Source organism: Affinibrenneria salicis, assembly GCF_008710095.1.
This window is the reverse complement of the sequence record NZ_VYKJ01000009.1, coordinates 119,810-132,150: the sequence shown is the minus strand read 5'-3', so window position 1 is coordinate 132,150 and position 12,341 is coordinate 119,810. Positions and strand designations below refer to the sequence as shown.

At 55.9% G+C, this 12,341-nt stretch carries 11 protein-coding genes; 10 read left to right on the top strand and 1 reads right to left on the bottom strand.

Annotated features, from left to right (window positions below):
* The first annotated feature begins 59 nt into the window (after window positions 1-59).
* The 9 genes from FJU30_RS17200 to FJU30_RS17160 all read left to right on the top strand — a co-directional run bounded on the left by FJU30_RS17200 (window position 60) and on the right by FJU30_RS17160 (window position 10,500).
* Window positions 60-242: a hypothetical protein gene (locus FJU30_RS17200; protein WP_150436208.1), complete on the top strand. Its 183-nt coding sequence runs from the start codon at window positions 60-62 to the stop codon at window positions 240-242.
* Window positions 243-349: 107 nt separating this feature from the next.
* Window positions 350-2,344 (top strand): transketolase, encoded by a 1,995-nt coding sequence (gene tkt, locus FJU30_RS17195; protein ID WP_150436207.1) that lies wholly within the window; start codon window positions 350-352, stop codon window positions 2,342-2,344.
* A gap of 482 nt (window positions 2,345-2,826) precedes the next feature.
* The gene (gene epd / locus FJU30_RS17190; protein WP_150436206.1) at window positions 2,827-3,891 is read left to right on the top strand and encodes an erythrose-4-phosphate dehydrogenase; all 1,065 of its coding nucleotides are present in this window, start codon (window positions 2,827-2,829) and stop codon (window positions 3,889-3,891) included.
* A 24-nt stretch (window positions 3,892-3,915) separates the two neighbouring features.
* The gene (gene pgk / locus FJU30_RS17185; RefSeq protein WP_150436205.1) at window positions 3,916-5,079 is read left to right on the top strand and encodes a phosphoglycerate kinase; all 1,164 of its coding nucleotides are present in this window, start codon (window positions 3,916-3,918) and stop codon (window positions 5,077-5,079) included.
* 102 nt (window positions 5,080-5,181) lie between these two features.
* The gene (gene fbaA / locus FJU30_RS17180; RefSeq protein ID WP_150436204.1) at window positions 5,182-6,258 is read left to right on the top strand and encodes a class II fructose-bisphosphate aldolase; all 1,077 of its coding nucleotides are present in this window, start codon (window positions 5,182-5,184) and stop codon (window positions 6,256-6,258) included.
* 184 nt (window positions 6,259-6,442) lie between these two features.
* Window positions 6,443-7,303, top strand: coding sequence for a small-conductance mechanosensitive channel MscS (mscS, locus tag FJU30_RS17175; protein WP_150436203.1), 861 nt, complete (start codon window positions 6,443-6,445; stop codon window positions 7,301-7,303).
* 735 nt (window positions 7,304-8,038) lie between these two features.
* Window positions 8,039-8,857, top strand: coding sequence for an IclR family transcriptional regulator (locus tag FJU30_RS17170; RefSeq protein WP_150436202.1), 819 nt, complete (start codon window positions 8,039-8,041; stop codon window positions 8,855-8,857).
* 123 nt (window positions 8,858-8,980) lie between these two features.
* The gene (gene argO, locus FJU30_RS17165; RefSeq protein WP_150436201.1) at window positions 8,981-9,613 is read left to right on the top strand and encodes an arginine exporter ArgO; all 633 of its coding nucleotides are present in this window, start codon (window positions 8,981-8,983) and stop codon (window positions 9,611-9,613) included.
* A gap of 161 nt (window positions 9,614-9,774) precedes the next feature.
* Complete coding sequence (locus FJU30_RS17160; RefSeq protein WP_150436200.1) at window positions 9,775-10,500, top strand: oxidative stress defense protein; 726 nt, start codon at window positions 9,775-9,777, stop codon at window positions 10,498-10,500.
* A 24-nt stretch (window positions 10,501-10,524) separates the two neighbouring features.
* Here FJU30_RS17160 and FJU30_RS17155 read toward each other — a convergent pair whose 3' ends face one another.
* Window positions 10,525-11,418: a LysR family transcriptional regulator ArgP gene (locus tag FJU30_RS17155; protein ID WP_150436199.1), complete on the bottom strand. Its 894-nt coding sequence runs from the start codon at window positions 11,416-11,418 to the stop codon at window positions 10,525-10,527.
* Window positions 11,419-11,613: 195 nt separating this feature from the next.
* Between FJU30_RS17155 and rpiA the strand changes: the two genes are divergently transcribed.
* A complete protein-coding gene (gene rpiA, locus FJU30_RS17150; protein ID WP_150436198.1) occupies window positions 11,614-12,279 on the top strand; it encodes a ribose-5-phosphate isomerase RpiA in 666 nt (221 codons plus the stop codon).
* Window positions 12,280-12,341: the final 62 nt, after the last annotated feature.

Here is a 12,341-nt window from a genome sequence, read left to right as displayed (position 1 = left end):
TAAGTAAAATAAAACGGAAAATGCCTGGCCGGCGCTCAATATTACGCCGGTCATTTGGGATGGCGCTGACAAAACTACCTGAAAAGGCTGAAAATATCGAGTTAATGATTCTAAAATATATCGCGGAAAAAATGGAATCAGAATTGGTCTGGGCCTTCGTGCGGCGTCGGCTAAAAGTGGAGATCCGCGCCCGGCTGGAAAACATCGCGGCCGGCCGGCGATCTCAGTGCAATTGCGGCTGATTTCATGTACATTTGTAGCCATTCTTACCTGGTCTTTTTTAGCTAAGGTATTGATTTCAATGTCTGATGCTAGTGAGACATTTGTTCAATCCGATCTGGAGTAAAGCATGTCCTCTCGTAAAGAACTTGCCAACGCCATTCGTGCCCTGAGCATGGACGGCGTGCAGAAAGCAAAATCCGGTCATCCTGGCGCCCCGATGGGGATGGCCGATATCGCTGAAGTGCTGTGGCGCGATTATCTCAGCCACAATCCGGTCAATCCACACTGGGCCAACCGCGACCGTTTCGTGCTGTCCAACGGTCATGCCTCTATGCTGATCTATAGCCTGCTGCACCTCACCGGTTACAATCTGCCGATCGAAGAGCTGAAAAACTTCCGTCAATTACACTCGAAAACGCCAGGTCACCCGGAATACGGCTATACCGACGGTGTGGAAACGACGACCGGGCCGCTGGGGCAGGGGATTGCGAACGCCGTGGGCATGGCGATTGCGGAACGCACGCTGGCCGCGCAGTTCAACCGTCCGGGGCATGAAATCGTTAACCATCATACCTGGGTGTTACTTGGCGACGGCTGCATGATGGAAGGTATTTCCCATGAAGTTTGCTCACTGGCCGGAACGCTGAAACTGGGTAAACTGACGGCGTTTTACGATGACAACGGGATTTCTATCGATGGTCATGTAGATGGCTGGTTTACCGATGACACCGCGGCTCGCTTCGAAGCTTACGGCTGGCACGTGATCCGCGGCGTAGACGGCCACGATGCCGACGCGATTAAGCGGGCGATTGAAGACGCGCACGCGGTGACGGATAAACCGTCCCTGCTGATGTGCAAAACGGTGATTGGTTTTGGTTCGCCGAACAAAGCGGGTACCCACGATGTGCATGGCGCGCCGCTGGGCGATGCGGAAGTGGCGGCCAGCCGCGAGAAACTGGGCTGGCACTACGCGCCCTTTGAAATTCCTGCCGATATCTATGCGCAGTGGGATGCGAAACAGGCCGGTCAGGCGCGCGAAGCGGAGTGGAACGCCGTTTTTGCCGCTTACCAGCAGGCTTATCCTGAACTGGCGGCGGAGTTCAAGCGGCGTACTCAGGGTCAGTTGCCCGCCGACTGGCAGGCTAATTCTCAGGCCTTTATCGACAAACTGCAGGCGAATCCGGCCAGTATCGCCAGCCGTAAGGCTTCGCAAAACGCGCTGGACGCTTTTGGCCCGCTGCTGCCGGAATTCCTTGGCGGTTCGGCCGACCTGGCGCCGAGCAATCTGACCCTCTGGTCCGGTTCGCAGCCGATTAATGAAAATGAAGCGGGCAACTACATCCACTACGGCGTGCGTGAGTTCGGTATGACCGCAATCGCCAACGGGATCTCGCTGCACGGCGGCTTTATTCCTTATACCGCGACATTCCTGATGTTTGTCGAATATGCCCGTAACGCGGTGCGTATGGCGGCGCTGATGAAAATTCGCAGCATCTACGTCTACACCCATGACTCCATCGGTCTGGGCGAAGACGGCCCGACTCATCAGCCGGTCGAGCAGTTGGCCAGCCTGCGGGTCACGCCGAATATGAGCACATGGCGCCCGGCGGATCAGGTGGAAACCGCGGTGGCGTGGAAATATGCCATTGAGCGTCAGGATGGTCCGACCGCCCTTATCCTGTCGCGTCAGAATCTGCCGCAGCAGGATCGCGACGCTCAGCAACTGGCCGACGTGGCGAAAGGCGCCTATGTGCTGAAAGATTGCGCGGGTCAGCCGGAACTGATTCTGATTGCCACCGGTTCCGAAGTGGCGCTGGCCGTGGCGGCCAGTGAAGCGCTGACGGCCGAAGGGCGTCGCGTGCGCGTGGTTTCCATGCCGTCGACCGATGCCTTTGATAAACAGGATGCCAGCTACCGTGAATCCGTGCTGCCGGCCAGCGTCGCGGCGCGGGTGGCGGTGGAAGCCGGTATCGCCGACTACTGGTATAAATATGTTGGCCTGAATGGCGCAATCGTCGGTATGGAAAGCTTCGGCGAATCCGCGCCGGCGGATCTGCTGTTCCGCGAGTTTGGCTTCACCGTGGAAAACGTGGTGGCGAAAGCGAAGGCGCTGCTGAAATAAGCTCGCCTGGCCCGGTTGCTCCGGGTCAAGCCTTCGTCAGGCACCCGAGGCCGGCGCTATGCCGGCCTCGAACCGTTTTCAACGCACATTGCCTATTATCGCGTTATCGCGCGGCGCGCACTGTCCGTGCCGGTCGGCAGCGTGGTCATCGCTCCCCCTTTCTCTTATCCGCGGCGGTCGCGCATCATGTTCCGCAGGCCAGTCATCCGCCGGTCGCTTCGTCCGGCCCGCTCCGTCGTCGGTCCGTTTTTGACTTTTCTTTGCCTGCGCCAGGCGTGGATATTCCCTTAGTCGATTAATTCGTTTATGCTAGCTGAAGCGTTTCAGTTGTTGGGCGAATAATAGGGTTCTGCCGCGTCAGATGGCAAATCGAACGCGCCAGCACATGCAAAATAACGCATACCAGGGCACAATATGTATTCCCGATCGCGCACTGGATTATTCTAAGAGGCAGGTATGATCACCACGACACAGGGAGTAGCATGACAATCCGTATTGCCATAAACGGTTTTGGCCGCATTGGCCGTAGCGTTTTGCGTGCGCTTTATGAGTCCGGACGTCGTGCTGAGCTATCTGTTGTGGCAATCAATGAACTCGCGGATGCGCAGGGAATGGCGCACTTGCTCAAATACGATTCCAGCCACGGGCGTTTCGCCTGGGAGGTGCGCCAGGAAGGCGATCGGCTGTATGTCGGGGATGATACGATTCGCCTGCTGCATCAGCGAGAGCCCGGCGATCTTCCCTGGCGTGAGCTGGGTGTGGATGTGGTGCTGGACTGCAGCGGCGTATACGGCAGCCGGGCCGATGGCGAAGCGCATCTGGCCGCCGGCGCGAAAAAGGTGTTGTTCTCCCACCCGGGGACGGCGGATTTAGACGCCACCATCGTTTTCGGCGTGAATCATGAGACGCTGCGCGCCGAACACCGTATCGTTTCCAACGCCTCCTGCACCACCAACTGTATTATTCCCATTATTAAATTACTGGATGACGCTTTCGGCATCGAAAACGGCACCGTTACCACGATTCACGCGTCGATGAACGACCAGCCGGTGATTGACGCCTATCACCGCGACCTGCGCCGTACCCGCGCCGCCAGTCAGTCGATTATTCCGGTCGATACCAAACTGTCGGCCGGCATTACCCGCATCTTCCCGCAGTTTCTGGATCGCTTCGAGGCGATATCGGTGCGGGTGCCGACGATTAATGTGACGGCGATCGATCTTAGCGTGAGCGTAAAAAGTGCAGTAAATGTAAACCAAATCAATGAACTGCTGCAAAAATCAGCACAAGAATCATTTCGTGGTATAGTTGACTACACTGAGCTGCCGCTGGTGTCGGCAGATTTTAATCACGATCCGCATAGTGCTATTGTTGACGGCACTCAGACGCGGGTTAGTGGTCAGCACCTGATAAAAACGCTGGTCTGGTGCGACAATGAATGGGGCTTCGCCAATCGGATGCTGGATACAACCCGCGCGATGGCGGCCTGCGGTTTCTGGTACGACGGTATTGGCCACTGCGCCGATACTTCGCTCAAGCAACTTTAAAGAGAATCAACAAGAGGATTCACCATGTCTGTAATCAAAATGACCGATCTGGATCTGGCTGGCAAACGTGTCTTTATCCGTTCAGATCTGAATGTTCCGGTAAAAAATGGCAAAGTGACGTCTGACGCACGTATCCGCGCCTCTCTGCCGACCATCGAAGCAGCGCTGAAACAGGGTGCTCGCGTCATGGTAACGTCCCACCTGGGCCGTCCGGTTGAAGGCGAATACGACGAAGCGTTCTCTCTGCTGCCGGTGGTTAATTACCTGAAAGATAAACTGTCTGCTCCGGTTCGTCTGGCGAAAGACTATCTGGACGGTGTAGACGTGGCTGAAGGCGAGCTGGTCGTACTGGAAAACGTCCGTTTCAACAAGGGCGAAAAGAAAGACGACGAAGTGCTGGCTAAAAAATACGCCGCGCTGTGCGATGTGTTCGTGATGGATGCTTTTGGTACGGCTCACCGCGCTCAGGCTTCGACTCACGGCGTAGGTAAATTCGCCCCGATCGCCTGTGCCGGTCCGCTGCTGTCCGCCGAACTGGAAGCGCTGGGTAAAGCACTGGGCAAACCGGCTCGTCCGATGGTCGCCATTGTCGGCGGTTCTAAAGTATCCACTAAGCTGACCGTACTGGACTCCCTGTCCAAAATCGCTGACCAGCTGATCGTTGGCGGCGGTATCGCCAATACCTTCATCGCCGCTCAGGGCCACAACGTGGGTAAATCCCTGTGTGAAGCCGATCTGATTCCGGAAGCGAAAAAACTGCTGGAAACCTGCGATATTCCGGTACCGAGCGATGTGCGCGTAGCGACCGAATTCTCTGAAACCGCTTCTGCAACGCTGAAATCAGTGACCGCCGTTAAAGATGACGAGCAGATCCTGGATATCGGCGACGTTTCCGCCGAACACCTGGCTGAAATCCTGAAAAACGCCAAAACCATTCTGTGGAATGGCCCGGTCGGCGTATTCGAATTCCCGAACTTCCGTAAAGGTACGGAAATTGTCGCTAAAGCCATCGCGGAAAGCGAAGCGTTTTCTATCGCTGGCGGCGGTGATACGCTGGCTGCGATCGATCTGTTCGGCATTGCTGACCAGATCTCCTACATCTCTACCGGTGGCGGTGCGTTCCTCGAATTCGTGGAAGGTAAAACCCTGCCTGCAGTAGCGATGCTGGAAGCGCGCGCTAAAAAGTAATACCTGAACGGGTTCGCCCGTTTCTAACGTCCCGGCGCCGTGTCGCCGGGGCAGTAACTGATTTCTCTAACCCTCCACGGCCAACGAAACAGGACAAGTAGCATGTCTAAAATTTTTGATTTCGTAAAACCCGGTGTCATCACTGGTGATGACGTACAGAAAGTTTTCGCAGTAGCAAAAGAAAATAACTTTGCGCTGCCTGCGGTTAACTGCGTCGGTACCGACTCCATTAACGCAGTACTGGAAACCGCAGCGAAAGTTCGCGCACCGGTTATCGTTCAGTTCTCCAACGGCGGCGCCGCATTTATCGCTGGTAAAGGTCTGAAAGCTGAAGGTCAGCAGGCTGCTATCCTGGGTGCGATCTCCGGCGCTCACCATGTTCATCAGATGGCGGAATATTATGGCGTGCCGGTTATCCTGCATACCGACCACTGTGCGAAAAAACTGCTGCCGTGGCTTGACGGCCTGCTGGACGCAGGTGAAAAACACTTCGCCGCCACCGGTAAACCGCTGTTCTCTTCTCACATGATCGACCTGTCTGAAGAGTCTCTGAAAGAAAACATCGAAATCTCCAGCAAATATCTGACTCGCATGGCGAAAATCGGCATGACGCTGGAAATTGAACTGGGCTGCACCGGCGGTGAAGAAGATGGCGTTGATAACAGCCATCTGGATAACTCCGCGCTGTACACCCAGCCGGAAGATGTCGCTTATGCTTACGAAACCCTGAATGCGATCAGCCCGCGTTTCACTATCGCTGCCTCCTTCGGTAACGTGCACGGCGTATACAAACCGGGTAACGTTCAGCTGACGCCGAAAATTCTGCGCAACTCGCAGGATTACGTGTCTGAAAAATACAATCTGCCGCACAACAGCCTGAACTTCGTGTTCCATGGCGGTTCTGGTTCTACTGCGGAAGAAATCAAAGAAGCGGTTGGTTACGGTGTTATCAAAATGAACATCGATACCGATACTCAGTGGGCAAACTGGGAAGGTATTCTTCATTTCTATAAGAAAAATGAAGCCTACCTGCAGGCCCAGCTGGGTAACCCGGAAGGCGCCGACAAACCGAACAAGAAATTCTACGATCCGCGCGTATGGCTGCGTGCCGCTCAGAGCAGCATGGTTGCCCGCCTGGAAAAAGCCTTTAAAGAACTGAACGCTATCGACGTTCTCTAAGATTCATAAAGGTTTATATCCGATAGACGTCAGGATGCGGGAAGGCGGCCAGCCGGATTCCCGCAGTCTGAAGTATAATGGGTATAGAAATAAGGCTCCGTTAAGGAGCCTTATTTCGTTAAGGCTGTAAATTTTTGGTGTGAAACGCGCGATGACGCGCAGAGTCAATCTACAGGGGTTTTAAATGGAAGAACTGAACGTTGCTGCGAGCGTCGGTAAACTGGAGAACTGGCTGAGCGCCAACCAGGAACTGTTGCTGCAATACGTGGTGAACATCGTCGCCGCGCTGGTGATTTTGATTGCCGGTATGCTGGTGGCGCGCGTGGTGTCGAAGACGCTTAACCGCCTGATGGTGAGCCGTTCGATAGACGCGACCGTGGCCGACTTCCTTGCCGCGCTGGTGCGCTATGGGATTATCGCTTTTACGCTGATCGCCGCGCTGAGCCGGATTGGGGTGCAAACGGCGTCGGTTATCGCCGTGTTGGGCGCCGCCGGTTTAGCCGTTGGTCTGGCTCTGCAGGGCTCGCTGTCCAACCTGGCCGCCGGGGTGCTGCTGGTGGTCTTCCGCCCGTTCCGCACCGGTGAGACGGTGGATCTGGGCGGCGTCGCCGGTACGGTGCTGCAGGTGCAGATTTTCTCCACCACGCTGCGTACGGTGGATGACAAGATTATTGTTGTGCCGAACGGTAAAATCATTGCCGGCAATATTATCAACAGCTCGCGTGAGCCTAACCGCCGTACGGAAATTATTGTGGGCGTGGCCTATGATGCCGACATCGATGTAGTGAAAAAAGTGCTGGGCGATATTATCGCCGAAGATAAGCGCATTCAGCACGAAAAGGGCGTGACGATCCGCCTGAACGAGATGGCGGCCTCTTCCCTGAACTTCGTTGTCCGGGTCTGGACGACCAACGGCGATGCGCAGGACGTTTTCTGGGATCTAATGGAAAACTTCAAACGCGCGCTGGACCAGCACAATATCGGTATTCCTTATCCGCAAATGGACGTTCACCTGCACAAGGTTAACGCGCCGGAGCAGGCATAAGTCGCTGGCTGACCGGGGAAGGCTTCCCCGGTATTCCTCCGGCATAGTTCAGATTGCAGGCATGTTGGCTGAATGCAATTACCCGGCCCGTCGCTGGTCCTCGCCTCTGCGCGGCCGCCTCCAGCAGCGTGCAAATCCGCATCCGATGATTTGCCGCCCGAATTACATACCGGCGTAAGTTCGTCGGGGGTTAATTCGAGATATCCTGTTTCTCACCGAAGTCCAGCCGTTGGCTGGACAAATTCGTTCCCGGTTAGTTCGTTCCTCGCTTGCCGCGTTACGCGGCGCCATCGACTTCGTGCGTTTCGCTGATAAAGGGCTAACGCGTTGCGTTGTTCAACGCGATAACTTTTTTTCCTGCAGCTTAAATCATTTAGTGTATTTCATATCGCGGAATATAATTCCAAAAAATATGGCCGCTGAGCGAGCGGTAAAGCAACGCGTTCGTTTTAATTAAAAAATGATTGGTCATCATTTTATGTCGCCGACGAGACCGGGATGCCCGGCCCTGCCGCGCCGGGGGGCGGCGGTTAACGCCGCTACGGCTCCTCGCCGCGCTCTCCCTGATAACGAGTTTTGTCATCAGCCTGAAATTATGAGTGATCATTTCTTGACGTGTGATGTGCGGCCGGCCCGTTCGGGCTATACGACGGAGATACGGTCGTCGTCCGGATGCTTCACGCTGCGAGGGGATCTGCAGCACCATCAGAACAATAGAACCGGGAGTCTTGTGCTATGTGCGCAAAAAATGTGGATGAAAACGACGCGAAAAAAGAGAAACCGCCCGGCAGCCAGAGCCTGTTCCGTGGTTTGCAATTGATTGAGATATTGAGTGATTTTCCAAATGGCTGTCCGCTGGCCCATCTGTCTGAACTGGCCGGCATGAACAAAAGCACCGTCCATCGTCTGCTGCAGGGGCTGCATTCCTGCGGCTATGTCACTCAGGCGCCGTCACCCGGCAGCTATCGTCTCACCACCCGGTTTATTTCCATAGGGCAGAAGGCGCTCTCGTCGCTCAATATTTTGCACGTTGCCTCGCCCCATCTGGAGCGGCTGAATCTGGCCGTCGGAGAAACGGTTAATTTTTCCAGCCGGGAGGATGATCACGTAATCCTGATTTATAAGCTGGAGCCGACGACGGGTATGATGCGCACCCGCGCCTATATCGGCCAGCATATGCCGCTGTATTGTTCGGCGATGGGCAAAATTTTCCTGGCCTACGGCAAGCGCGACTATCTGGAACACTACTGGCAAAGCCACCAGCAGGATATTCAGCAACTGACCCGCAATACCATTACCTCGCTGGATAAAATGCATCAGGAACTGGCCGATATTCGCCGGCTCGGGCTGGCCATGGACCGGGAGGAAAATGAGCTGGGCGTTTCCTGTATCGCGGCGCCGGTATTCGATATTCAGCAAAGGGTACCGTATGCCATCTCTGTATCGTTGCCGACGGCGAAACTGCAGCAAATGGGGCAGAAGTCGCTGGAAAAACCGATTCTGGAGACGGCCGGGCTGATTTCTCACGAGCTGGGGTTCGTCACCAGCGATTAAGCGCGCCGGCTGGCTCTTATTATTAGATATTCTAATAAATAATTAGAATTTTAAATTTCAATTAATGATTGTGACCTTTTACACTGCCTGGCATATTCAACTGCAGATCAGGGTAGTGTGCTTATGCTTTCAGTTTACTTACAAGGATTTGCCTTAGGCGCGGCGATGATTATTCCGCTGGGACCGCAGAATGCCTTTGTCATGAACCAGGGTATCCGGCGTCAGTATCATCTGATGATTGCCGCGCTGTGTACGTTTAGCGATGTGGTGCTGATCTGCGCCGGGGTGTTCGGCGGCAGCGCGCTGCTTAGCCAGTCGGCGCTGGCGATGATGGCGGTGACCTGGGGCGGCGTGGCCTTCTTGTTGTGCTATGGCTGGGGCGCGATGCGCAGCGCGTTCAGTCAACGCCCTCCTCAAACGCAGAGTGAAACGTTGCGCAAGGGCCGCTGGCGCATCGTCGCAACCATGCTGGCGGTGACCTGGCTCAATCCGCATGTCTATCTGGATACCTTCGTCATACAGGGCAGCCTGGGCGGACAGCTGAGCGAGGCGGCGCGTTACTGGTTTGTGTTTGGTTCGATCAGCGCTTCGCTGCTGTGGTTCTTTTCGCTCGCGCTGCTGGCGGCGTGGCTGGCGCCCTGGCTCAGCCGGCCTGGTTGCCAGCGGATTATTAATCTGCTGGTGGGGTTGGTGATGTGGGCCATCGCGCTGCAGCTGGCCCATTATGGCTGGCATGATATGGTGGGCGGGTCGTAAATATTCGGAAGTTATCCTATATTTTATCTACCTGATGGTGCGATATGCTGCAGCATGGGTCATCGTCACCGCAGAAGACCGGGCAAAAGACACGCAGGCGTTGCAAACGCGCCGCCGGTCCTGATGCGGTTCTGTCAGCACAGTAAAATAAAGAGGATAACGTGAAGCTAAAAGCACTGGCTCTGGCCGCTATGATAGGACTGGGCGGATTCTCCGCCGCCGCACTGGCCGCAGAACTTCCTGACGGGCCGCATATTGTTACCTCGGGCTCCGCCAGCGTTGACGCGACCCCGGATATCGCCCGGCTGGCGATAGAGGTCAACGTGTCGTCCCGCGACGCGGCCGATGCGAAAAAACAGGTCGACGCGCGCGTGGCGAAGTACTTTGACTTTCTTGCCGGCAACGGGATTGAGAAAAAGGACATTAATGCCGCCAATCTGCGTACGCAACCGGAATATGATTATCTCAAGGACGGGGGTTCCGTGCTGAAAGGCTATCGCGCGGTGCGTCAGGTTGAGGTGACGGTCCGCCAGTTGGACAAGCTAAACGATCTGCTGGACGGCGCGCTGAAAGCCGGCCTGAACGAGATCCGCACGGTGGAACTGGGCGTGGCGGAACCGGAAGTCTACCGCAAGCAGGCGCAGCAGAAAGCTATCGAGCAGGCTAAACTGCAGGCTCAGTCGTTGGCCGGCGGATTTAACGCCGCGCTGGGGCCGATTTACAGCATCCGTTATCATGTCGCCAACTATCAGCCGATGCCGGTAACGCGCATGTTTAAGGCGGCGGACGCCGTTCTGCAGACGGAAGCGGCGCAAACCTACGAACAGCAAAGCATTCATTTCGACGATCAGGTGGATGTGGTGTTCGAACTGCAACGCAATCCCTAATCTCGCCAGCGGCCGCCCGGCCGCTTAAACCTGACGCAGTACCTGGTGGCCGTGGGCGAGCAGCGCATCGGTCACTTTGCGCATCATCCTGCTTTCCGGCGCGAAGCGGTGCCAGTACAGCATGCGGCGCTGCAGCAGCCCCGGCGTTAAATCAATCAGCTCTCCGCTGGCCAATTCTTTTTCTATCTGCAGATGCGGGATCATGCAGCAGGTGGTGGCCTGACGCGCCAGTTGCACAAAGGCTTCGGAAGAGTTAACGATGTGACAGGGAACGCTGCCGGGCGGCAGATCGAAATTCTGCTGCAAAAAAGCCTGATGCATATCGTCAAGGTGGTCAAAGGCGACGGCCGGCGCGCGCAGCAGCGCGGAACGCGTGACGCCGTTGGGGAAATAGCGCGCGGCGAAGGTGGGCGACGCCACGAACAGATAGTCCAGCGCGCCCAGCTGATCGACCAGACAACTGGGCAGCGGTTGGGGCTGAATACTGACGGCGCCGACCACTTCGCCGCGCCGCAGGCGTTCCTGCGTTCTGGTTTCGTCTTCCACTTGCAAATTCAACCGCACAGGCGAATCCGCCAGCACCGGCTGCAGCGCGGGCAGCAGCCAGGTCGCCAGACTGTCGGCGTTGACCGCCAGCGACAGCAACAGAGGGATCTCATTGCCGTTGTCATTCCCCAGCCACTCTTCTTCCAGCAGTTCCACCTGATGCAGTAACGCCAGCAGCTTTTGCCCCTGTTCGGTCGGCCGCGGCGGGATAGTGCGCACCAGCAGCGGTTGGCCGAACAGATTTTCCAGCTGTTTGATGCGTTGCGATACCGCCGACTGGGTAATGCAAAGCTTCTGCGCGGCGCGTTCAAAACCACGCTCGCGAATAACGGCATCCAGAGCCTGAAGCGTGCGATAGTCCGGGCGTTTCATGAAAGTGGAAGGTCCCCTGAGTGAAGTCGATTGAGCCACTATGCCATATTTTTATCTTATCACCGCGTTAATATCTGTGGAAAACCTTAACCGGCCGGTGAATAACGTGATGCCGTTCAGGGAATTCATGTCCCTTAGCGCGGCGCTTGCTTTATAATACGCACACGTTTTCGTAGCACAGGCATAAAACATATCATGACGCAGGAAGAACTGAAAAAAGCTGTGGGTTGGGCGGCGCTCGACTACGTTCGCCCCGGCACCATCGTCGGCGTGGGGACCGGCTCCACCGCGGCGCATTTTATCGACGCGCTCGGTTCGATCAAACATCAGATTGAAGGGGCGGTTTCCAGCTCCGACGCCTCGACGGCGAAACTTAGAAGCCTGGGCATTCAGGTGTTTGACTGTAATGAAGTCGATGCGCTGGATATTTATGTGGACGGCGCTGATGAGATCAATCCCTATATGCAAATGATCAAAGGCGGCGGCGCGGCGCTGACGCGTGAAAAAATCATTGCCGCCATCGCCCGTCAGTTTATCTGTATCGTCGATGCCTCTAAACAGGTCGATATTCTCGGGCGTTTCCCTCTTCCGGTCGAAGTCATCCCGATGGCGCGCGCTTATGTCGGACGGGAACTGGTCAAGCTGGGCGGTCAGCCAATTTATCGTCAGGGGGTGGTAACGGATAACGGTAATGTTATTCTGGATGTTCACAATCTGAGCATTATCGATGCGGTTGCGTTGGAGAATGCCATCAACGGAATTGCAGGCGTCGTAACCGTCGGGCTGTTCGCCAACCGGGGCGCGGATATTGCGCTGGTGGGAACGGCGGACGGCGTGAAGACCGTTAAGGATTCTCAATAATTTTGCTTAGCGGAAGGCGGTTTGCGCTGGCTCCCTGAGCGGAGCCCGGAAACAATGCACCG